Genomic DNA, 23,838 nt, shown 5'->3' on the forward strand with positions numbered 1-23,838 from the left:
TACCTGAAATTCAATTAAATCAATCATAATGTATACAAAATACCTAGGAATTATGACTTGAAATCTGCATATTATTGACGTAATATAAGTATATAGAAAACATTAGATGTTTTCTGATAAGCATTATTCGTTAATAACTCGATAATTATAAGGAGGTAGGATTATGTCATTGAACTTAAAGAAGGAATACGGTTTATTTATTAATAATAAATGGGTACCGGCCAGTGATGGTGGCACCTATGAAGTACATAGTCCGGCCAACGGTGAATTGTTGGCTATAGCGGCGGAAGCGACTAAAGAAGACGTTGACGCAGCAGTAACCGCAGCAAGTGTTGCTTTTGAAACTTGGAAAAAAACAAGTCCTCAGGAACGTTCAGAATATTTATTAAAAATTGCAGATAAATTAGAAGCACAGGCAGAGCATTTTGCCATGGTTGAGTCCTACGATAATGGGAAACCGATTCGTGAAACGCGCGCTGTGGATGTGCCGTTCGCAGTTGATCATTTCCGTTATTTTGCCGGTGCTATTCGTGCCGAAGAAGGCTCGGCCAATATGCTGGATGAAAACACCTTAGCCCTTATTTTAAATGAACCAATCGGCGTGGTAGGCCAGGTTATTCCTTGGAACTTCCCGTTCCTCATGGCTGCTTGGAAAATTGCGCCGGCTTTGGCTGCAGGCTGTACGATTGTTATCAAACCATCCAATCATACATCCCTTAGTCTCTTGGAATTTGCCAATATTTTCCAAGAAATCCTACCACCGGGGGTAGTTAATATTATCACCGGTAAAGGCTCTAAATCGGGTCAATATATTTTGGATCATCCGGGCTTTAGCAAATTGGCCTTCACCGGTTCTACGGAAGTGGGTCTCAATGTATATAAAGCCGCCTCGGAACGTCTCATTCCGGCAACTTTGGAATTGGGCGGTAAATCGGCCAACATTTTCTTTGAAGATGCCAAATGGGATATGGCCTTAGATGGCGCTTTGCTCGGTATTTTGTTCAATCAGGGCCAGGTATGTTGTGCCGGCGCCCGTATTTTTGTCCAAGATACCATCTATGATAAATTTGTTGCCGACTTGGCCAAACTTTTTGACAAAGTTAAGGTCGGTATGCCTTGGGATGACACCACCGAATTGGGCGCTCAGATTTACGAAGAACAAGTTAAAAAGATTCTTGATTATGTGGAAATCGCGAAAGAGGAAGGGGCTCGCATTGCGGCCGGTGGTGTTCGCATAGTGGATGGTGAGTTTGCCAAAGGCTGCTTTGTTCGGCCAACTTTGATTGTGGATGCTACTAATGATATGCGCGTAGCACGGGAAGAAATTTTCGGACCGGTAGCCGTTGTGATTAAATTCCACAGCGAAGAAGAAGTAATTAAGATGGCCAACGACAGCATTTATGGTCTCGGCGGCGGTGTTTGGACACGCGATATCAACCGTGCCGTGCGTGTTGCACGAGCTATTGAAACCGGCCGTATGTGGGTGAATACATATAACGCGATTCCGGCAGGCGCACCGTTTGGTGGCTACAAACAATCCGGTATCGGCCGTGAAACCCATAAAGTTATCTTGGATCACTACAGCCAGAAGAAGAGTATTATCATTAACCTGGGTGAAAAGCCATCGGGTCTTTATAACTTAGATACTAAATAAAAGTCCATAGGATAGTCAATGAATATAATTTGAAAGTGAACCCTATTAACAATCGTCAAGTGGTTGTTAATAGGGTTCTTTTACGTCTTGAAAAAAATAAATGGTTAATTATCAGGGTAGATTGTATAATTAAATGAAGAGTATGATGTTCTATAAATTGTGAGTACGATGTTCCATACATTGTGTGTTTAAATATATTCCTGAACTAACAAGAAGCGATTCTTTATTTAATTCAAGTGAGGCCTTATGTTAACCAAAAACGAACTTTTAGAGTTGTTGCATAAAGATGTAGTACCGGCGCTTGGTTGTACGGAGCCGGTCTGCGTGGCTCTTTGTGCCGCTACAGCAAGTGCTGAATTAACGGACCCGATAGTACGGATTGAGGTAGAAGTCAGTCCCGGCCTTTATAAGAACGGCATGTCAGCCGGTATCCCGAATTGTGAGCACGTAGGCTTGCAGTATGCCGCGGCTCTTGGGGCTTTTTTAAAAAATCCGAATAAACGCATGGAATTATTTGAGGATATTACGCCGGATGTATTAAACGAGGTAGACGAACTCTGTAATAATGATGGTGTAATCGTTCAAATTAATTCGGAAGAAAGCGGTATATTTTTAAAATGCACTGTTTGGACTGCAGCGGAGCAAGCAACGTGTATTATTAAAAATGCTCATACGAATATTGTTTTTTTGCAAAAAAATAATGAAACAATCTTAGATTGTCGAGGCGGTCAACGTCTAAAACAAGACGATATATTGGTTGAAAAGCTAAAAGCCATGACCATTGCCCAAATGAGAAATTTGGTTGACACCGTGTCCGAAGATGAGTTGTTATTTTTGCTGGACGGCGTTGTGATGAATGAAACGCTGGCGGCCTATTCCAAATCCAATAAGATTGGTGTAGGCTTAGCAGATTCTATGCGAACAGGGGCAGGCCAAAAGTTGTTGTCAAATGATATAATGTCACGAATTATGGTGAAAGTTACCTCGGCAGCGGAAAGCCGTTTGGATGGCTGTTCTATGCCGACTATGAGTAGTTCGGGGGCCGGCACCAAAGGCTTGGTGGTTATTTACCGGTGAACGAAATGGCTGATGAATTGCAAGTTTCCGTATTAAAACGCGTGCGTGCCCTGGCGTTGGCGCATTTGGTAAATCGGTATATTAATGCTCAGATTGGTAAATTATCACCCATGTGTGCTTGTGTATTGGCATCGGCTACGGCCGCGTCAGTGGGAATGACATATTTACTGGAGGGTACGAATGAAGAGCTCGGCTATGCTGTACGCAATATGACGGGAACTGTCACCGGCATGATTTGCGATGGCGGCAAGGTTGGTTGTGCCTTGAAGGTAGCCAGTGGTTCAGTGGCGGCCTTTATGAGTACTATGGCTGCGATTAATGAGGCCCCGTTGCGAGTGAGTGACGGTATATGTGCCGAAACGCCGGAGGATTGTATTCGCAATATGGCACGTATTGGGCAGGAGGGCATGAACCGAGTCGATGCGACCATTTTAGATATTATGAGAGAAAAATAGAGTAACGATAGGAATTTTTTTCAAAAGAAGGAAAAAGCCCCCTTTTTGCCGAATCTGTTGAATATAATTGTATTGTATGGGTAAAGGAGTTTGGGATGAAAAAAGTATTAGTTGTTTCCGCGCATGATACCGTAGTAGATTCAGTAGCGAATAAGTATATTTTGGAAGATTTGAAGGCAAATTGCCGAATGCTGTGTTTGATGATTTAGATGCACAGTACGCCGATTTTAATTTTGATATTAAAGCGGAACAGGCTAAATTGGAAGCCGCTGATATCATCGTGTTGCAGTACCCGTTCTATTGGTACTCTATGCCGGGGTTAATGCATCGTTGGATGGAACAGGTTTTCCAACACGGTTGGTCTCACGGTACATCCGGCCACGCGTTGGAAGGTAAAACATGGATTGCATCGTTTACAACCGGCGCGCCTGCTTTTGCCTATAGCCGTGAGGGCATGATGCGTTTTGAACTGGAAGATTATTTGGCACCATTTAAATCTATGTGTATTTTGACCGGTATGCACTGGGGCGGCTTTGTGGCGACGACCGGCGTGTCTTATGGCGACCGCAAACCGGAAAATGAAGCGGCTACGCGTGCTAAATTGGCGTCTCACACTGAAAAGTTGATGGCTTTATTGGCTAAAGCGTAGGTAGAATAATTACATGTCCTATCACCCAATTATATCTTTTGAATATAGAGGCAACGTGGCAACATGTGCCTCTTTTTTCTTGGGATATAAGAGTTTTCTTCTATAACCCTGTGCATTATTTAATCCAAAGTAAAATCTGTTTTCGTAGGAGAAGAAAAAAATTTTGCTTGAGTGGACAAATTTTGTCAATTTTTGTTTGAAGTTGGCCTTAATTCTTATTATAATATATTTATGAGATAGAAATTATTTCCGGTACATTTCATGTTAGCCGGAAGGGATGCCGTAATTCTAGTATAATCATGTAAAGCGAGGGATTATTATGCATGATGCAGAACATTTGATACAACTGTTAAAAACTAGACGGAGTGTTCGTAGTTTTAAGTCGGATGCGGTGCCTGCGGAATTAATAGATCAGATTATTGAAGCAGGTTTGTATGCGCCTAGTAGTATGGGGAAACAATCGGCCATTATTGTGGCTGTAACGAATAAAGAAGTTCGGGACCGCTTATCGGCGATGAATGCCAAGATTTTCGGTACCGAAAGTGATCCGTTTTACAATGCACCGGTAGTGCTGGTGGTTTTGGCGTCAAAAGAACGGCCACCTTATGTATGTGACGGTTCGCTGGTTATGCAAAACCTCATGCTCGCTGCTCATGCGTTAGGTCTCGGCAGTTGCTGGATTCATCGTGCCAAAGAAGAGTTTGAGTCACCGGAGGGGAAGGAACTTTTGAAGTCGCTTGGGATTGAAGGGGATTACGAAGGCATCGGTCATTGTGTCCTCGGTTACATTGACGGTGACACGCCAAAAGCGGCACCACGCAGAGAAAATCGGGTATATTACGTAAAATAAAGTTAAAGGATAAAATATATGGAATTTTTAGAGTTAGCTACATGGATTATGATTGGCAAAATTATCGTGGTCGATGTTTTGCTGGCCGGCGATAATGCCGTGGTTATTGGCATGGCCGTAAGTAAGTTGGAAGATAAGTATCGTGAAAAAGCCATCATGTGGGGCACCTTCGGGGCCATTGCGATGCGTCTTATTTTTGCCACCCTCTTGGTAGAGGCGTTGGAATACATTCCGGGTCTCCATTTCGTAGGTGGTCTCGTGCTCTTGTGGATTGCATTCCATCTCCTTGTCGGCGATGATGAAGCTGAGAACATTGAAAGTAAGGACTCCCTGCGCGGTGCTATTATTACGATTATCGTAGCCGATGCGATGATGAGTATCGACAATGTTATCGGCGTTGTCGGTGCCGCCAAAGGCCATTTGGAACTCGTTATCGTAGGGATGTTAATTACCGTTCCGCTTTTGATTTATGGTTCCCGTTTGTTGGCGCGTATCATCAACAAATATCCGATTATCTTGTGGGCCGGCGGCAGCTTGCTCGCGTGGGTAGCCGCTGAAATGGTAACGGCTGAACCATTGTTACAGCCTTATATCACAGGGTATGAACGGTTGATTGAAATTGCCGGCGTTATCTTGGTTGTGGCTGCGGCACTTATTTGGAAACGTCGTCGTAAAGCAACGGCTCCGGATGAAGAAGCATAAAGACCTTAATTGCTGAAGAAGAGCAACGGTTTTTCTATTGAAAGGCGTAAAAAATAATAATTGCCCCTGAGGGGAAGAAGGATGAATTCGGTTATGCCGGGTTCATCTTTTTTTGTTCTCATAGGGTTGGTAATACCGCTGAAAACCGCGTAAAGATAGGCGTTTCCGGATTAGAGAAAATGATTTGGCGAAGACGATTCAACGACTTTACAAAAAATTTTCAAAAATTTAAAGTGTAATGCTTGACATTACAACTAAAAGGTTGTAACATGAACATGTAAGGAAAAATATTACAAGAAAGTCATTAAGAATTAAGTTTTAAAAGTTAGGCATTAAGTATTAAGAATTCAGTATTAAAGAGTTCAGTATTAAAGCATTCAGTATTACAGAGTTCAGCGTTACGTATTAAGCATTAAGGATTCAAAAGTTAAATTTTTAACAGTCATTTATTCCCGGTGCGGGAGAAAGTAGAGGTTCAATTATGAAAATTGCAGTTGTAAGTTCGAATGGTAAAGTAGGTCGTTTGGTAGTAGCAGAAGCATTTCGTCGTGGTTTTGACGTAACCGGTTTTGCCCGTAGCGAAAATAAATCGGACACTACTAAATTTGTTCAAAAAGATATTATGGATATCACGAAAGAAGATTTGGCCGGTTTTGATGCAGTAGTTGATGCATTTGGTACATTTGCGCCGGATACCTTGGATCTTCACACTAAACCGTTGATGCATTTGTCCGATGCCGTAGCCAATACGGATACTCGTTTATTGGTTGTAGGTGGTGCCGGCAGCTTGTTCGTAGATAAAGAACATACGACACAGCTTCTCGATACACCGGAATTTCCAAAAGAATTCTATGCCTCGCTAAAGCTCAGGCTGATGAATTGGCAGAACTTCGCAAACGCAATGATGTAAAATGGACCTTCGTAAGCCCTGCTGCGATTTTTGATCCGGAAGGTGCTCGTACCGGTGAATACATTTTGGCCGGTGAAGAATTCACTGTTAACGACCGTGGTGAAAGTGTGGTAAGTTATGCCGACTACGCCCTTGCTATGGTGGATGAAATCGAAAAAGGTAACCACATTCAGCAGCGTATCAGCGTGGTGGGTAAATAATTATACATCTTTATTTTGGGCGTCGTTATAGTAAAAACGGTGGATTCGTGATATAATCTGTAATGTAATAGTGTATATTACAATTTATTAGGAGGCATGCCCATGCAAATATCCAGTCGTTTTACTATAGCGGTTCATATTTTTACTTGTATCGCTATTGCAGAAAAGAAATATAAAGTAACCAGCAAGTTTTTGGCCGGTAGTATCAACGTAAATCCGGTTATTATTCGTAACATCGTGCTCATGTTGAAGGCTCATGGTCTGATTGATTCTCGTCAGGGCACGTCCGGCATCAAGATTGCCAAATGTCCGTCGGACATCACCTTGTTAGATATTTTCAACGCCGTGGAATCCCTCGATAACGGTCAGCTGTTCAGTTTTCATGAAAACCCGGCTCAGGATTGTCCGGTCGGCAGTCACATTCATTGTGTGCTGGATGGCCGTTTGGAGCAGATTCAGAGTGCCCTTGAAAAAGAGTTGCAAAGTATTACGTTAGCATCGATTATTGAAGATGCGGAAACGCAAATTGCTAACGATGAAGCCGCGGCCAATGCCGATTGTTCGGCGCTGGTATAAAAACTATGCTCGGAGCTGGTATAAAAAACTAAATAGTTGAAATGAGAACCCCCTGTCTCGGTTATGTAAGAGCTTATCCTTGAGGAAAGTTACGTATCATGACCAAGCGGGGTTCTTTTATATTGGCACTGATGTTTTTCAAAAGTTTATTGACTAAATTTAATTAAATAATCGTAAAATTTTTGAAAAATATCGATGTTGTATTGCGGTCTTTTGGAGGCAGTGTGATATAATTAAATATATGAGACAGATATTCAAGATTATTTATTTTTCAAAAATATTGATAGCGAACTAATAAGGAGGTAAAAGATGAAATCGTATGACGTAATTGTGATTGGTTTCGGTAAAGCCGGCAAAACTTTGGCCGGTAAATTAGCAAAATCCGGCAAAAAAGTAGCGTTAATTGAAAAAGACGCTTTTATGTATGGCGGTACTTGTATTAATGTAGGTTGTATTCCTTCAAAACGTTTGATTACAGATGCGGCGTTGTCCCCTGATGCATCTTTTGAAGAAAAAGCGGCTTATTTTAAAAAATCTATTGAAGGTAAACGTCAATTGACCGCTGCGTTAAATCAGGCCAACTATAATAAAGTAGCTCAAGCAGGTGCTGAAATTATTGATGGCGTAGCATCCTTTGTTGATGCTAAGACTATCAACGTTAAAACTGCTGATGGCGATTTGACGTTGACCGCGGAACAGTTCTTGATTAACACCGGTTCCACGCCGGTAATTCCTAATATTGAAGGCGTACGTGATCCAGCGACCGGTGAACTTCAGGCAGGCAATAAACTTTACACATCCCAGACGCTCATGGATTTGGATGAACTTCCTGAACGCCTTACTATCGTAGGCGGCGGCTATATCGGTTTGGAATTCGCGTCCATGTTTGCCGAATTCGGCAGCAAAGTTACGATTATTCAAGATTCGGATGTATTTTTACCGCGTGAAGACGAAGACATTGTCGAAGTAATTCGCGAAGTTATCAGCGCTAAAGGCGTTGAAGTGATTACCGGTGCGGCTATTAGCGCTATTAAAGACGGCGTAGTAACTTACACAGCTGACGGCGCTACTAAAGAATTAGCCGGCGATGCTGTTTTGATTGCTACCGGTCGTCGTCCAAACACCGACGAGCTTCAAGCTGAAAAAGCGGGTATCAAAATGACGAACCGTGGCGCTGTTGAAACAGATGAACACTTACGCACCAGCGTGCCTAACATCTGGGCTGCCGGCGACGTTGTTGGTAAATTGCAGTTCACCTACATTTCCTTAGATGATTACCGCATCGTTTTGGATGACATGATGGGCAACCGTCAACGTACCACTGAAAACCGTGGTGCTTTCGCATACTCCGTATTCATTGAACCTCCGTTCTCTCGCGTTGGTTTGAATGAAAAAGAAGCTAAAGCTCAAGGCCTCGAATATCGTGTTCTTAAAATGCCGGCTAACGCCATTCCAAAAGCTAAAGTACTTCGCGAAACTGAAGGCGTGTTAAAAGCTTTGGTAGCTCCAAACGGCAAAATCTTGGGTGCACAACTCTTCTGTGCCGAATCCCATGAAATGATTAATATGATTAAACTCGCTATGGATCATGACTTGGGCTATGAAGTACTCCGCGACTTCATCTATAACCACCCAACCATGTCTGAAAGCTTGAACGATTTGTTTGCGTTATAAGATGCTCTTTATGAATAGTATCGAATTATAAACATAATGTAATAAAACAGCAAAACTCCTTAATATATCAATGTATTATCGATATATTAAGGAGTTTTTTGTAATTTATACATGTTAGAAGAAAATTTGACAATTTTAAGACCTTACAGGAATAAAATAACTACAATATATCAAGTGTGTAGTTAAGCAAGGTATAAATACGGAGGAAAGGAGACAGGAAGGTTGATGGATTCATGATTTAACAATCAAGTGGAGAGGTGAGAGGTATGAATAAGTACTCCATCGAGAGTAAGTTACAGTTCATTATTTACAGTATTTTAGGCATTATTATATTCTTTGTACCGGTTACAATTGGCGGAAAATCGACGATTCCGCTGGATCACATTGTTACGTATATTTTAAAAATCCCGTACTTCCAGCCGGTATATGGTGCTTTGTTTGTTATTCTAGGGGCGGTCTTGCCGTTTATCAACAAGACGTGGAATAAGAATACGACAACAACTGTGTTCTCTTTGCTGAATATATTGGGGATTCCATTTATTATTATGGCTCTCATGAATGTGGGACCGGAATTTTTAATGAATAAGAGTACGATTCCGTTTATTTATTCTAAAATCGTAGTGCCGGTTATTACGATCGTGCCGATTGGGGCTGTATTCTTGGCTTTGCTTATTAACTATGGTCTCATGGAATTCGTCGGAGTTTTCATGCGTCCTGTTATGAGACCACTGTGGCAAACGCCGGGGCGCTCCGCTATTGATGCGGTAGCATCCTTTGTAGGCAGTTACTCGGTAGCCCTTTTAATTACGAACCGTGTTTTCAAAGAAGGTCGTTATACTATTAAAGAAGCCGTTGTTATTGCCACCGGTTTCTCCACGGTATCAGCTACCTTTATGATTATTGTGGCCAAAACTCTTAATTTATTGGATGTATGGAACTTATATTTCTGGGCCACCGTTGTTGTTACCTTCCTTGTTACGGCTGTGACGGCGCGTATTTATCCAATCAGTAAAAAGCCGGATACTTATTACAACGATGTACAGGGGGAAGTGGAACGCGTTGTTGTGCATGATAAATTCAAAGTCGCTTTTGAAGAAGCCATGGAAGCCAGTTCCAAAGCGGACGGTATTGTGACCGGTACCTTTCATCATCTCCGTGACGGCCTCGTGTTGGCCTTAAAAATTGCACCGTCCCTCATGTCGATTGGTGTACTGGGTATTGTTATCGCCAATAATACGCCGGTGTTTAACATTTTGGCCTATACATTGTATCCGTTTACCTGGATTACGGGCTTTGAAGAACCGTTTTTAGTAGCTAAAGCGTTATCCCTCGGTATTGCGGAAATGTTCCTGCCCGCCGTTTTGGTTACGAAATTGAGCTTTGAAGTTCGTATGTTGGTTGCTATTACCTGCGTTTCCGAGGTATTGTTCTTCTCCGCATCCATTCCATGTATGATGGCTACGGAAATCCCGATTAAACTCAAAGATTATTTCATTATTTGGTTTGAACGTGTGGTCTTATCTATTTTGATTTCTGTACCAGTTATTTATGCGATTAAGTGGTTAATGTAGTGTTCCGTAATTATTTCTGATGATACGTAAATAATGCAGTAGTGTTGCATTTGGAGCGGTCAGACGGCTATAAGCGTCCTGTGAATTCAAATTGTGAATTATCGAAATAGATTAACAAACAAAATTAATAAATATTCCCTGATAAATTATATATCAGAAATCATAAGATAATATTCCTGTTGGTTGCCTAATAGATAACTCCTTGAACTTTTTGGGAGTTATCTTTTTTTGTTCCTTAAAACATTTAGTATAGTAACTTTGGTCACTGAAACCTACTGAGGTTGCAATTTCGGCGATAGATAAATTGGTATCTCTGATTAAGTCGATACTTTTGTTTATCCGATAGAGTATTAAGTAATTGAACAACGATTCTCCGGTGACTTTTTTAAAAAAGCGACTACATTCGCTTTTGCTGATGGAAACAGATTTTGCAATTTCCTCCAGCGTTATTTTTTCTTGAAAGTGATTTTGTATAAAGGAAAGAATTTGTTTTAACCGATCATTTTCATAGTAGCTTTGCGGGACTTCATCGCTGTCTTGTGAATTAGATTTTAGCAATAAATATGTTTCTTTAAAAATTTCCAATATATCAATTTCTACATCAACTTCAAATAGTTCCGGTGTTTCTTTTATTAATTGCTGAATGTTAATTATTTTATTTAGGATATTTTTTGAGTTGGACTCATTACCGGATAATTTTAAGGCTGCTGGAATAGGTGACTTAAGAATCGGGTTTATATATCGAGAATAAATTCGTCCGTGATTATCGTGGGCGATAAAAGATGGTGGAATATCTAAACAGATGTAAGACGCGGTTGAAACACTTTTATTTTGTTTAATGAGATGTATCTGCTGATAGTTAATAAAAAAACCGTCTCCTTTTTTTATTGAATATGTCTGTCGGGGAAGTTTTATATCAATGATACCTTCTGTTACATAACAATATTGAAATGCTTGATGCCAATGCCAATTAATGAACTCATAGGTATGGGGCGAAAATGTAGTTGTAAAAATTGAAATATTAAAACCGGGGAAAATAGGTTTTATTAATTCTTGTTTTGAATGATCAAAGGTAATTTTTTTCTCTTTCATTCTTACGACCTCAATATTTTTATAAAATTAAGATTTTTAGTGATATAACCATAAATTAATAAATGGTATAGTGAGTATAACAATAAATCATTGAAAAGGGAAGTGATGAGATGCGTATTTTTAGCAATGATGTTATGGAAGTGCTGATTAATAAGGGTTTAAGAGAATTTAGAAGTGATGGTTGTTTTGACTATAATGAAGCTTTAGCGGCTAAAAAATCACATGAGTCATTAGAGGCTTATCAAAAAACACCTTTGGTTCACCTTGATGGATTAGCAAAAAAATTACAAATTTCCAATATCATGGTTAAAGATGAATCGAAACGATTCAGTCTTAATGCATTTAAAGGTTTAGGTGGCAGTTATGCTATGTTTCGTATTATCTGTGAAGTTCTAGGTTTAGATTATCAAACAGCACAACTTAAAGATTTATTACAAGATAAATTTAAAGCGACCTTACAAGCGATTGAGTTTGTTACGGCAACTGATGGGAATCATGGTAAAGGTGTTTCATGGGCAGCCGGAATTTTTGGTTGTAAAGCACATGTCTATATGCCAGCCGGTTCTCAGGAAGTTCGGGCCGAGGCCATTAGAAATGCGGGCCCTGCCGATGTTGAGATTACAAAGTTTAATTATGATGATACTGTTAGATTTGCAAAGAGCCAAAGTGAAGCAAACGGTTGGTATCTTATTCAAGATACTGCTTGGGACGGTTATGAAAAAATCCCAACTTGGATTATACAAGGTTATTTAACTATGATTCTTGAAACGGTTGAAGAGTTGGGAACTAAAAAAATTAAACCAACCCATGTTTTTTTACAAGCCGGGGTCGGGGCTATGGCTGGCGGTGTAGTAGGCTTTTTAAGTGATTATTATAAAACAGATAAACCGATAATTGTAATCGTCGAACCGCAAGTAGCTGACTGTATTTATAGATCTAAGCTGATTGATGATGGCGCGATGCATTCTATTGAAGGCTCGCCTTTTACGATTATGGCCGGCTTGAACTGCGGTACACCGTGCAAAGTAACCTGGGGTGAACTAAGTAATCTGCCTGACTTTTACGTATCTTGTGCTGATAGTGTAGCAGCTTGTGGAATGAGAACATACCATAAACCGCTTTCCGGTGATGCTCAAATTATTTCAGGCGAATCAGGAGCAGTAACAATGGGGGTTGTAAAAACTATTTTAGCGGATGAACGTTACAAGTCATTGAAGGAAAGTATGCAATTAAATTCGGATTCTAAAATTTTACTCATAAATACTGAAGGTGATACGGATCCAGAGAATTATGAGGCTATTATTTCCGGAAAATTATTCAAAGAAAACTGTTAGATCTTCTTATAATAGGTTGGTTAATAGATAGAGGGATAGGTATGAATACGATGAAACGGGAGTTGACTTTTTCGTATGCCGCATTTGTAATGGGCGTATGTTTTGCTTTCATTATGATTCCGGCTGCTGTGTTTGGAGTTAAAATTCATGTTATGTTTGTACTATCGTGGCTAATTGCGATTCCACTTTGTATGAGATTGGGCTATACCTATAAAGAGTTACAAAGTGGGATGTTGGACTTTATTCCTAAATGCATTATGCCGGTTCTTTTAATATTAATTATTGGTGGATTAATTGGTGCTTGGTGTGCCAGTGGTACCATTGCTTATATTACGGCTCTAGGGTTAAAAATGATAAATCCTCAATATTTTTTAGCAACAGCGTTTGCGATTACCTTTATTTGTGCTTGTTTTACGGGTACAAGTTTCGGTACCTGTGGGACAATTGGGGTGGCCCTTATGGGGGTTGCGGCCGGCATGGGAATTGATACCTATTGGGCCGCCAGTGCTATTCTTTGTGCTGCCGTTATTGGTGATGGATTGTCACCTTTATCTGATACTCCTAATGTTATTGCCGGTGCAACGAATGTAGATGTTTTTAAAAGTGTAATTTTTCAGTTGCCTATGACAATTCCGGTTATTCTTATATCCTTCGCATTTTATGCGTTTATGGGGGTGTTTGGGGATGTACCGATGGCTGATACATCGACTATAAGCAATTTAGTTATTGCCATCGAAGATAGCTACAATTTAGGTGTATGGTGTCTTATACCGGTGATTTTGGTGTTTGGCTTGTTGATTTTTGAATTTCCGGCGATACCGGCCATTTTAATTGGTATTCTAAGTGCTATAGGTGTGGCTGTAGTATTTCAAGGGCAAAGTATCGTAAATACTGTTAGTGCGGTATGGGGCGGCTATCACTTAGTTTCGGATAATAAATTAATTGAAACTTTATTCAGTCGAGGCGGCATTTCGAGTATGACGGGAACAGCAGTTTTAATTATCTTCTCATTTGGTTTATTTGGAATACTAAAGCTATGTAATGTACTGGATGTATTGGTAGTTCCACTAACTAAGAAAATTAAATGTCGTTTAAGTGGAGTTGTATGCGTAATTGTATTGGGATTTTTGGCAAATTTCTCATCTTCGGCCAGTTTCTCTGAAGTTTTTACAGGCAATATTATGACAACTGTTTATGATAAAGCAGGTTTGAATCGCTTGGATTTAACACGGGCTGCCACTGTTGGATGTTTAGTGTTCTCTATGTTCGTACCGTTTACAGTAATGTGTGCTACCGTTACCGGCTTTTTAGGTGTAGATCCGGTTGCGATGTTTAAATATTATGTCAGTATGCCACTTTATTTAATCGTTATATTGTTGATTACAGGGTTTAATTTGGATAAATCTTTATTGGCTAAGATGAGTAAAAGTTAGGTATAGCAACAGGTATTAATTTCGATTGGGTATTTGACAGTCTGTTCTTGGGAGGTAATTTATCATGGAAAATCAATTAGCGAAAATCTTTACATTTATTGATGAACATAAGGAAGACATGGTACAGGATTTAAGAACGTTTGCTGATTTAGAGGGGCACTTTGAAGAAAAAGATAATGTATTAAAAGCCAGAACGTGGTTGCAACAGCAGTTGGAAAAAGAAGGTTTTGCGTGTAGATTCAGAGAGGTTGCCGATGACCGTTGTGGTATTATGATTGCCGAGTTAGGGATGGATCGACCGGGGAAACCGATTATATTTTCCGGCCATTGTGATACAGTACATTATACCGGTAGCTTTGGCGGTGAAAATCCGACTGTCATTAAAGACGGGAAAATTTTTGGACCCGGTGTGCTTGATATGAAAGGCGGTTTAATTATTGCATTATATGTTGCAAAAGCGTTAAACTTTATACAGTATAAGGAGCACCCGATTAAACTTATTGTTGTAGGTGAAGAAGAATCCGATCATGTCGGTAATGACGGCAATAAAATACTAACGGCTGAATCAAAAGGGGCACTCTGTTGTTTTAACATGGAAACCGGTCAAATGAATAATAGTTTATGTACTCAGAAGAAAAGTCAATTTACCTATTATTTGAGTGTTGACGGGGTAGGTGGTCATGCCGGTAATGATTTTTTGAAAGGTCGTAATGCAATTAATGAAGCCGTGTATAAGATTCAGAAAATTATTGAACTCACTGACTTATCCGTAGGAACTACGGTTACAACGGCAGTTATAAAGGGTGGTGGGCACACCAGTGGCATTGCAGATCATTGTGAAGTCGTGTTCGATGTGCGAGTGACAAATGAAAATGAAGCAAAACGTATTATGGACTCTATGTATGAAATTACTGATGAAACGTTTATTGAAGGAACAAAGTCAAAGTTAACGTATTACCGCGCTAAATTATTGCCACTTCAAGAAACCAAAGAAGCGATTCGTTTACTAGACTTTGTTAATACAGTTGCCAAAGATAACGGTTTTGATGAATTTGGGAAAGTGCATTTAGGCGGAGCATCCGATGCCGGAAATATGGCGGCAGCCGGTATTCCGGTTTTAGATAACTGCGGTATCATCGGTCAATATGCACATAATAAAAAAGAATATGGCATAATTGATTCCTTATACTCTAGAGCTAAAATATTTGCAGGCACTGTTTTGAAAATTAAGGAGTTGTAGTTGTGGAACTTTCAACGGATATACGTTTTTGGTTACCGGCGTTAGTACCCATTGTATTTCTTTTAGTAGCGATTATTAAACTGCGGTGGCGGATTGCGAAGGCGTCGGTAGTCAGTATGAGCTTGGCATTGCTGATTGCCGGGTTGCTTTTCGGATCATCACCGTTAGCTTTATTATTTGAAACCGGTAAGGGCGTTTGGAACGCTGCCACCATATTGCTCGTGATTTGGCCGGCTATTTATTTATATGAAATAACTTGTGAAGTTAAGGCGGTTGAGGCGATTCGTACAGGTATTCAACGGATTACAAAACACGAACTATTGCAGATTTTAATATTAGGATGGGTGTTCCCCAGTTTCTTACAGGGGATAACCGGCTTTGGTGTTGCTGTGGCGGTGGGAGCGCCGCTGTTATTGAGTATTGGCGTAAGGCCGCTGTACAGTATTGTCATTGTACTGCTGGGCCATTCTTGGGGCGCTACGTTTGGGACCTTGGCGCTTGCTTGGGAGGCCTTGGTTCAGCAATCCTCGATGAATGGCAACGAACAAGTGTATGCCGCCTTTTTGGCGGCGGCTATGATTTGGATTTTTAACTTTTTAGCGGTGCTATATATTTGTTGGTTATATGGACGAATGAGGGCAATACAATCTGTTTGGCCGGTAGTAGTTGGCTTGTCGCTTGTCATGGGTGGTGGCGAATTATGGCTTGCCACCATTAATCCAACAATTTCCTGCTTTTTACCAACCGCTATCGGTATGGGCTTAGTGTTTGTGGTGAGTAAAATTCCAAAGTATAAGCAACGATGGTATAATACGGACAGTCCAATTATGATGCGGCTTAATCAAACTGAAAGAGCACCGTTGAATGACACGCCGGCAAAGGTCACTTCCGGACGTACCATGTCGTTTAATCAAGCTTTTTTGCCATACTATCTGTTGATTGGCATTACCGTATTATGCTTGTTAGTGCCACCGATTTACAATGCTCTCAGTGTCTGGAAAGTGGCGCTCACGTTTCCTGAGACGGCGACTGCTTTTGGCTATATGACTAAGGCGGAGCCTTATTTCAGCCCTGTGCAACCCTTAACGTATGCAGGTACGTTCTTACTTTTGTCAGCGCTAAGTAGTCTTTGGTACTATGAAAAAAAGAAATTTTTACCTAAATCAGCGGTAACGGCTATTAATAAACGTACTTTTGAAAAATGTAAGGCGCCTACCATAGCGATTACCTGTTTGATTGTCATGGCTAAATATATGGGCAGTAGCGGGCAAATTTATGTGCTTTCAACGGGGATTGTTGAATTGCTCGGTATTTACTATGTTATCGTATCGCCGTTACTGGGCATGATCGGGTCCTTTTTGACGGGCAGTAATATGTCGTCCAATATATTATTCGGCAATTTACAAATGCTGGCGGCTAAGGCGCTGGGCATAAATCCGGCTATTACGGCAGCGTTGCAAACTACCGGCGGCGTGCTTGGCAATTCCTTTTCGCCGGGCTGTGTGATTATGGGTATTGTCACAACCGGTTTTAACGAAGGTGAAGATAAAATATTGAAACTTATGATGCCGTTTACTATTGCGCTGGCTGTTATATTTGGTTTGTTAGGCTTTATGCAGTTATTGTTGTAAGTTTTGTCCTATAACCCTATAACCCTATAATCCTATAATCCTAAGCTTTGGATTCAGATAACACAAACCCCCTCTCCGTGCGGATGCACAGAGAGGGGGTTTGCTTATTATGCAGCTGATTTTCCTAGAGAGAGTAGTTATTTTTAATGATTAATTGCACACATTGGTCACATGAAACGCGAATATATTAATCATTTAAATTGGAAAAATCAACTGTAATACCGAGTGCCTTGGCTACGCCTTCGCCGTAAGCCGGATCACATTGGTAACAATGTTTAGCATGGCGTTCTTGAATTTCTTTAGAAACGCCGTTCATAGCACGTGCTGTATTTTCAAATAAAAGTTGTTGTTTTTCCGGAGTCATGAGACGGAACAATTTGCCCGGTTGGGTGTAGAAATCGGAATCGTCTTCATAGAAATCGTATTGGTAAGCAGGGCCCGTAATATCGAGCGGTGGTTCTTTGAATTCCGGTTGGTTGAGCCATTCGCCTTTAGTGTTTGGCGCATAGCCGATGGTAGCGCCGTGGTTACCGTCAACACGGCCGAGACCGTCGCGATGGTACATGTTAACAGGGCATTTAGCGGCGTTAACAGGAATCTGATGGTAGTTAGTGCCTAAGCGGTAACGCTGTGCGTCAGCATAGGAGAATAAACGACCTTGTAACATTCTGTCAGGGGAGAATCCGATGCCCGGAATTATGGTGGACGGAGCAAAGGCAGCTTGTTCAACGTCTTGGAAGTAGTTTTCAGGATTGCGGTTCAATTCCATGACACCAACTTCGATGAGCGGGAATTCGCTGTGATACCAAACTTTAGTGAGGTCGAACGGATTGTATGGCATTTCTTTAGCCTTTTCTTCCGTCATAACCTGGATGCACAATTTCCATTTCGGGAAGTCGCCTTTTTCAATGGCGTCGAATAAATCCCGTTGATGGCTTTCGCGGTCGCCGGCTACCACTTCGGCTGCTTCTTGGTCGCTCAAGTTTTCAATCGGTTGTTGGCAAACCCAGTGGAATTTAACCCAAACGCGTTCGTTATTGGCGTTGATTAAGCTGTACGTATGGCTACCGAAACCATGCATATGGCGGTAGGAGGAAGGGATACCACGGTCACTCATAACGATAGTAATCTGGTGGATGGCTTCCGGTAAGCTGGTCCAGAAGTCCCAGTTAGCTTCGGCATCACGCAAGTTTGTTTTTGGATTACGTTTTACGGCACGGTTCAAATCAGGGAATTGCAATGGATCGCGAATGAAGAATACCGGGGTGTTGTTACCAACGAGGTCCCAGTTGCCTTCTTCGGTGTAGAATTTAACGGCAAAACCGCGAATATCGCGTTCGGCGTCAGCTGCACCGCGTTCCCCGGCTACTGTGGAGAAACGAACGAATAAATCGGTTTTTTTGCCAACTTCTGAAAAAAGTTTAGCTTTAGTGTATTTAGTGATGTCATTAGTTACAGTAAAAGTACCGAATGCACCGGAACCTTTAGCATGCATACGTCTTTCAGGAATTACTTCACGAGCAAAATGGCCTAGTTTTTCCATGAGCCATACGTCTTGCATAAGGACAGGACCACGTTTGCCGGCCGTCATAGAGTTATTATTGTCCGGTACGGGTGCACCAAATGCGGTAGTCAATTTCTTTTTGTCACTCATTTTCCTATTTCCTCCTTAGTACCTACTAACTTTTCGATTGTTTTGAATGTTAACGGATAATTATTATCCATTTATACTATTATTATAACGTTAAATTTCGAAATACACAAGATTTTTTTTATTAAAAATATTATTAAATTTGATGAGATAATAGCTGTAAATGCAGCTATTATCTGTAATGATTAAGCTATGTAATATAAAAGATACTTTACAATTTTTTGATATATTAATATGAAGTGAAGATGCTATATGATTGTTTCACGCATATATTTTGGACTAAATGGAGCTTTTCGGTAATATCTATCATAAGCGGAGACGTATCGCGGTTGATAATAAGTAGCTGACAATAAACGGCACATAATATACTTTATTAATGAACGGACGGTTCCTTTTCTTATTGAATTTTATATGATACTCTATACTTATAATATGCTTGTAGTATGAACATATCATTATTGACAGTGTATTTATTAGCTGGTTTGACGGAGACTTTATAAGGAAGTTTTAAAAGGAAATTACTACGAATTTCAAGCAAGAATTCCTACTAGAGATTTTTACCAAGAATTTTCTCGGAAATTAATAGATGTTTAAAAAGAAACGGAAGATTACTCATATGAAATATATACTGAAAAAAATGACGGTACTCATGGTGCTGGTGGGCTTTATCAGCTTTATGACGGCTGTGTCATTTAACGGTGTTGAGGCTAAATCGGAAAGACTTATGATTCAAGGTGACCACGGCGCCTTGTCGGCTGTGTTGCAAACACCGGACAAGGTTCAGAGTTATCCCTTGGTTATTTTGATGCACGGTTTTTCCGCGAGCAAAGATTATAAATTACTGGAATTGACGGCGGAATATTTAGAAAAAGCGGGGATTGCTTCCATTCGCTTTGATTTTAACGGGCACGGTGACAGTGAAGGCCGTTTTCAAGACATGACGGTGCCGAATGAAATTGAAGATGCGAAGAAGGTCTATGCGTACGCCAAAGCGTTACCGGGCGTTACGAATATTTTACTGGTCGGCCATTCGCAAGGTGGTGTGGTAGCCAGCATGTTGGCCGGCGAGTTAACGGAGCAATATGGCAATGATGCGGTGAAAGGGTTGGTTTTATTGGCTCCGGCCGCTAATATCGTAGATAAAACGATTGGGGGAGCCTTCTTTGGTGTACAGTTCGACACGGATACTATGCCGGAATACATTGAGTTGCCTAGCGGTTTACACGTAGGCCGTGATTATTTTAAAACGGCTTATAGTCTGCCTTTGTATGATACGGCCAAGCTGTATACGGGGCCGGTGACTATCATTCAGGGAAAGGAGGATACGGTAGTGCCGCCACGGTATGCGCAGCGTTTTGTTGAAATTTATAAGCATAGCACGCTTGAAATCGTGGAGGGCTATGATCATGAGTTTTCACAAAATATGCCTGCCATAGCGCGCGGGATAGTGCAGTCCGTGCAGCAAGATGTAAATCGTACGGATGATACGGATCTGAAGATTAATAGTTATCTCAACGAAATTCGGTTGTTTTTTGAAAAGATTATTGAAGTGCTCGATAAGGTGAAAGCATTTTTAGCGGGGTTAAGCTAAGTGTAGACATGTGAGAAAAGAGCTGTTTTTCTTCTGTTGTTAACTATTATTCCTATAATTTTAATGGTATAATATATCTATTACACAAAAACAAATGTTTAACAGACGCCGGGGGATGAAAGTGCACTTATATAAACGTTGTTTTGGTGCAATGAGAGATTAGAGAATTTTTTTCAAAAGAAAAGAGGAGAGAGTATGAGTTTAAGATTGTGGGAACAGGTGGCGGCTTGGAAGTCGCCGAAGTATCGCTTTGTGGATTTGACGCATGAACTAAGTCCGGAAACACCGCATTGGTGGGGTTTTAAGCCGCTAAAAGAAACGACTTTGTATGATTATCCCGAAAATAAAAAAGACGGTGACACTTGGACGGAAGCGCCTATGCAGATTAAGGAATACACTGTCGTAGGTCAGTACGGTACGCATGTGGATGCACCGATTCATTTTGATCCGAAGGGGCGTACGCAAGAGCAGCTTCGTGTTGATGAAATGGTATATCCATTGGTTGTTATCGATAAATCCAAAGAAGTAGCTGAAAATCCGGATTATGAATTATCCGTTGAAGATGTGTTGGCCTTTGAAGAACAGTACGGCCGTATTCCGGAAGGTGCGTTTGTTGCCTTTAGAACCGATTGGTATAAACAGCCGGCCGATGATTTTCAGAAAAAGGATGCCGACGGCAATCCTCATACGCCGGGCTGGACGATTCCCACATTGGAGTTTTTGGTAAAAGAACGTAATATCGGCGCCATCGGTCATGAAACGGCCGATACGGATGCGGCGATTCGAGCATTCCAACCGGATTCCCATCCGTTGCCGGCTGAGCAGTATATTTTGTCGCAGGATAGAATTCAGGTGGAAGTGTTGGCTCACTTGGATGAGTTACCACCGGTAGGAGCCGTTATCTTTGTAACTTTCCCTAAATTGAAAGGCGGTACCGGCTTTGCGGCGCGTTGCTTCGCCTTGGTAGAAAACGAATAAAATCAGATTGGGTTCTTACATCTTAATAAATGAAAAGAAGGGGGCTGTAACGAAATACACCCCTAAAAACAAGAATGCGGTTTGAAGATACGAAAGTGTCTTCAAGCCGCATTCTTGCTATATTTGTATAAGAAAAAAGGCCCCGAAGGGCCTTCTTTGTTGGTATAATTAATTTATGAACAGAAACCATATCCAACAAGGCAATTATACTAAACTTTCTGGCTTTCGCCAAGTAGTTTTATCATTGGATTATGGCTTTCAGATCGGACCAAAAGAACCGGTGAGATTACTGGATGCTGTATTGGAGGAACTGGACTATACAAGGTTGCAGCATTTATATTCTTCAAAAGGAAGAAAATCTTTAGTACCTCCCCATCTTTTGTTTAAAGTCTATGTGTTAGCTATGACCGAAGGCATTGTATCTGTTCGCAAAATTGCTGAGCAATGCACTAAAAATATCCATTACATGTGGCTCTTACAGGGCTATCCGACTCCGTCTCATATGGTATTTCATCGATTCTTTCAACGCTTAACTGTTGATGTACTTAGAGATTTGTTATCTCAATTTATTCAAGCATTAAGTGAATTTGACAGCTTAGATTTTTCTGAAGTATTCATCGACGGAACTAAATGGGAAGCCTATGCAAATAAATACACCTTTGTGTGGAAAAAGGCAATTCTTAAGCACTATGCTAAGTTACCGGATAAATTGTTAGTTCTTCAATATGAAATACAAAATCTTTTGGACATAGACGTCTCAGATATGACTGAAGATGAACTATTGGTTTTGCTGGAGCAATCCATACGCGAAAAGCAAATTGAGTTTGTACACGGTACCGGTAAACGAAAACATCCATTGCAAAGAGCTTTTGAATCCTGTTTAGCCTTGCGTGACAAGCGAAATGAATATGATGAAAAGTTAGCTATTCTAGGCTTTCGCAACAGTTACTCTAAAACTGATCATGATGCTACGTTTATGCGACTAAAAGAAGATCATATGTTAAACGGCCAATTAAAACCGGCCTACAATGTTCAACTAGCTGTTCATAGTGAATATATTATGGGCGTTGGCGTATTTCCAAATCCTACAGATACGAACACCTTAATTCCATTTATGCAACAATTAGAAGGACAATACAAACAACACTTTCAATATGTGGTAGCTGATGCCGGTTATGACAGCAACGAAAATCTGGCATGGTTATGGGCTCATGATTACAAAACTTGTATTAAACCAAGTACATATGAATTGAGTAAAACGAAAAAGTATAAGAAAGATATTGGTCGAGCGGATAACATGGTATATGATGAGGCGACCGATACATTTACTTGTGCCAAAGGCCGTACATTACGATTCCAATACATACGCAGAAACAAAAGTAAGACCGGTTTCATTAAGCAAAACCGAGTATACCGGTGTGAAAACTGCAATTATTGTGGCTTACGTAAGGAATGCCAAAAACTTAAGTTCGGAAAACTTCCTAAGGGGAATAAGACGATATATATTGCTACTGATTACCGCGAATTATTAGCCAAAAACAAGGCTGTATTTGATAGTGACTATGGCTTACAGCTTCGAGTAAACCGTTCTATTCAGGTGGAAGGTGCTTTTGGCATAACAAAAGAAGATTTTGAATACACCAGGTTCAGGCACCGAGGCAAAGTTAACGTAGAAAAAGATTTATTACTATTAGCTTTTGGATACAATTTACTGAAGCTGCATAACCGAATACAGAAGAAGCGATTAGGTCAACGGTTGTTCGAAACTAATTCTGCTGCGTAATTAAAAGCCAAAAGCTAAAGGCTTATTTAAGTGCGCTAAAAAACAAAAAAACAAGGATATTTTCAGAATTGTTGATTTTGGAAATATCCTTGTTTTAATTGAAAAGGGAGCTGTAACTGAAATGTGAGTTAAAAAACTCAATTTCGTTACAGCCCCCTTAAATAATTTAGAGGATTTACTTCACATAATGAATTCGCTCTTCAAAGAATCGGTTCTGTTGTTTTCTTGTTTCGGCGGGATAGCCCAAAGGAAAGAGTGAGAATGGATGTAGGCCTTCCGGTAAGTTTAACACTTTGCGTACGTACTCCATGCGATCTTCAAATGGTGCGATGCCTATCCATACACCGCCGAGTCCGAGGGCATCTGTTTGAAGCCAAATGTTTTCTTGCGCAATAGCCATATCGAGCGGAGCCATTGATGGTACCGGAATTCCATCAACTTTATAGACCGGCACGATAACAACCGGGGCATCGGCTACGCAGTGCGAATATTGGGAAACCCGGGATAAGTTTTCAATCACTTCTCGATTGGTTACCACATAGAATTCCCAAGGCTGTTGGTTAACCGCAGACGGTGCTTGCATACCGGCATGAAGAATTTCTGTGATTTTTTCCGGTTCAACCGGGCGATCTTGATATTTGCGGATACTGGTTCTGTGGAAAATGCTGTTCATGATGAGTCCTCCTAACAATTATACTGTTTAATAGTTAATGCTAACTTTTGTAAACCGACGCTCCTATATTAATCTCTTGCGCTTGCAAGGCATTGTTGTTGTTTAACCTTTAAT

21 protein-coding genes are annotated in these 23,838 nt (G+C 40.7%); 18 read left to right on the forward strand and 3 right to left on the reverse strand.

Translation table 11 applies throughout. The annotated features are described in order from the left end of the window. The first annotated feature begins 163 nt into the window (after positions 1 to 163). From CCC71_RS03565 to CCC71_RS03615, 11 genes are all read left to right on the forward strand, one after another. Entirely contained in the window at positions 164 to 1,654 is a 1,491-nt protein-coding gene (locus tag CCC71_RS03565) for an aldehyde dehydrogenase family protein (protein WP_156705812.1), read from the forward strand. Between the two features lie 246 nt (positions 1,655 to 1,900). Then, a complete protein-coding gene (locus CCC71_RS03570; protein ID WP_296332985.1) occupies positions 1,901 to 2,731 on the forward strand; it encodes a hypothetical protein in 831 nt (276 codons plus the stop codon). Between the two features lie 5 nt (positions 2,732 to 2,736). Beyond that, a complete protein-coding gene (locus CCC71_RS03575; protein WP_296333600.1) occupies positions 2,737 to 3,186 on the forward strand; it encodes an L-serine ammonia-lyase, iron-sulfur-dependent, subunit alpha in 450 nt (149 codons plus the stop codon). A 193-nt stretch (positions 3,187 to 3,379) separates the two neighbouring features. Further along, entirely contained in the window at positions 3,380 to 3,835 is a 456-nt protein-coding gene (locus CCC71_RS03580; RefSeq protein WP_296332989.1) for an NAD(P)H-dependent oxidoreductase, read from the forward strand. Between the two features lie 319 nt (positions 3,836 to 4,154). Beyond that, positions 4,155 to 4,685, forward strand: a complete 531-nt coding sequence (locus tag CCC71_RS03585) for a nitroreductase (protein WP_021842663.1) — start codon at positions 4,155 to 4,157, stop codon at positions 4,683 to 4,685. Between the two features lie 18 nt (positions 4,686 to 4,703). Then, positions 4,704 to 5,387, forward strand: coding sequence for a TerC family protein (locus CCC71_RS03590; protein ID WP_296332992.1), 684 nt, complete (start codon positions 4,704 to 4,706; stop codon positions 5,385 to 5,387). Positions 5,388 to 5,868: 481 nt separating this feature from the next. Further along, positions 5,869 to 6,297 (forward strand): NAD(P)H-binding protein, encoded by a 429-nt coding sequence (locus tag CCC71_RS03595; RefSeq protein WP_296332994.1) that lies wholly within the window; start codon positions 5,869 to 5,871, stop codon positions 6,295 to 6,297. Further along, entirely contained in the window at positions 6,267 to 6,497 is a 231-nt protein-coding gene (locus CCC71_RS03600) for an NAD(P)-dependent oxidoreductase (protein WP_296332997.1), read from the forward strand. Before CCC71_RS03595 ends, CCC71_RS03600 begins: the two co-directional genes overlap by 31 nt. Positions 6,498 to 6,599: 102 nt before the next feature. After that, the gene (locus CCC71_RS03605; protein ID WP_156704690.1) at positions 6,600 to 7,073 is read left to right on the forward strand and encodes an Rrf2 family transcriptional regulator; all 474 of its coding nucleotides are present in this window, start codon (positions 6,600 to 6,602) and stop codon (positions 7,071 to 7,073) included. Positions 7,074 to 7,382: 309 nt separating this feature from the next. Then, the gene (locus CCC71_RS03610) at positions 7,383 to 8,747 is read left to right on the forward strand and encodes an FAD-dependent oxidoreductase (protein ID WP_021842659.1); all 1,365 of its coding nucleotides are present in this window, start codon (positions 7,383 to 7,385) and stop codon (positions 8,745 to 8,747) included. A 266-nt stretch (positions 8,748 to 9,013) separates the two neighbouring features. After that, entirely contained in the window at positions 9,014 to 10,318 is a 1,305-nt protein-coding gene (locus tag CCC71_RS03615; protein WP_156704685.1) for a YjiH family protein, read from the forward strand. A 153-nt stretch (positions 10,319 to 10,471) separates the two neighbouring features. Here the strand turns inward: CCC71_RS03615 and CCC71_RS03620 are convergent, their stop codons facing one another. Further along, a complete protein-coding gene (locus tag CCC71_RS03620) occupies positions 10,472 to 11,410 on the reverse strand; it encodes an AraC family transcriptional regulator (RefSeq protein WP_021842657.1) in 939 nt (312 codons plus the stop codon). 110 nt (positions 11,411 to 11,520) lie between these two features. Between CCC71_RS03620 and CCC71_RS03625 the strand changes: the two genes are divergently transcribed. The 4 genes from CCC71_RS03625 to CCC71_RS03640 all read left to right on the forward strand — a co-directional run bounded on the left by CCC71_RS03625 (position 11,521) and on the right by CCC71_RS03640 (position 17,048). Further along, the gene (locus tag CCC71_RS03625; RefSeq protein WP_021842656.1) at positions 11,521 to 12,744 is read left to right on the forward strand and encodes a diaminopropionate ammonia-lyase; all 1,224 of its coding nucleotides are present in this window, start codon (positions 11,521 to 11,523) and stop codon (positions 12,742 to 12,744) included. 41 nt (positions 12,745 to 12,785) lie between these two features. Beyond that, positions 12,786 to 14,177: a Na+/H+ antiporter NhaC family protein gene (locus CCC71_RS03630; protein ID WP_226974447.1), complete on the forward strand. Its 1,392-nt coding sequence runs from the start codon at positions 12,786 to 12,788 to the stop codon at positions 14,175 to 14,177. Between the two features lie 64 nt (positions 14,178 to 14,241). After that, the gene (locus CCC71_RS03635) at positions 14,242 to 15,417 is read left to right on the forward strand and encodes a M20/M25/M40 family metallo-hydrolase (protein ID WP_296333000.1); all 1,176 of its coding nucleotides are present in this window, start codon (positions 14,242 to 14,244) and stop codon (positions 15,415 to 15,417) included. Between the two features lie 2 nt (positions 15,418 to 15,419). Continuing rightward, positions 15,420 to 17,048: an L-lactate permease gene (locus tag CCC71_RS03640; RefSeq protein WP_021842669.1), complete on the forward strand. Its 1,629-nt coding sequence runs from the start codon at positions 15,420 to 15,422 to the stop codon at positions 17,046 to 17,048. Between the two features lie 187 nt (positions 17,049 to 17,235). Here the strand turns inward: CCC71_RS03640 and CCC71_RS03645 are convergent, their stop codons facing one another. After that, positions 17,236 to 18,702 carry a catalase gene (locus CCC71_RS03645; protein ID WP_021842670.1) on the reverse strand — a complete coding sequence of 489 codons (1,467 nt, stop codon included), beginning with the start codon at positions 18,700 to 18,702 and terminating at the stop codon, positions 17,236 to 17,238. 613 nt (positions 18,703 to 19,315) lie between these two features. Here CCC71_RS03645 and CCC71_RS03650 point away from each other — a divergent pair. From CCC71_RS03650 to CCC71_RS03660, 3 genes are all read left to right on the forward strand, one after another. Continuing rightward, on the forward strand, positions 19,316 to 20,290 hold the full coding sequence (locus tag CCC71_RS03650) for an alpha/beta hydrolase family protein (RefSeq protein WP_021842671.1): 975 nt from the start codon (positions 19,316 to 19,318) through the stop codon (positions 20,288 to 20,290). Positions 20,291 to 20,485: 195 nt separating this feature from the next. Then, positions 20,486 to 21,268, forward strand: a complete 783-nt coding sequence (locus CCC71_RS03655) for a cyclase family protein (RefSeq protein ID WP_021842672.1) — start codon at positions 20,486 to 20,488, stop codon at positions 21,266 to 21,268. A gap of 175 nt (positions 21,269 to 21,443) precedes the next feature. Then, complete coding sequence (locus CCC71_RS03660; RefSeq protein ID WP_296333003.1) at positions 21,444 to 23,051, forward strand: IS1182 family transposase; 1,608 nt, start codon at positions 21,444 to 21,446, stop codon at positions 23,049 to 23,051. Between the two features lie 175 nt (positions 23,052 to 23,226). On the opposite strand, the gene CCC71_RS03665 is transcribed toward CCC71_RS03660, so the two are convergent. Continuing rightward, positions 23,227 to 23,724 carry a nitroreductase family protein gene (locus tag CCC71_RS03665; RefSeq protein ID WP_021840806.1) on the reverse strand — a complete coding sequence of 166 codons (498 nt, stop codon included), beginning with the start codon at positions 23,722 to 23,724 and terminating at the stop codon, positions 23,227 to 23,229. Positions 23,725 to 23,838 lie beyond the last annotated feature (114 nt).

Source organism: Veillonella sp. LMAG:90, from assembly GCF_008679445.1.
In the GTDB taxonomy this organism is placed as follows: Bacteria; Bacillota; Negativicutes; order Veillonellales; family Veillonellaceae; genus Veillonella_A.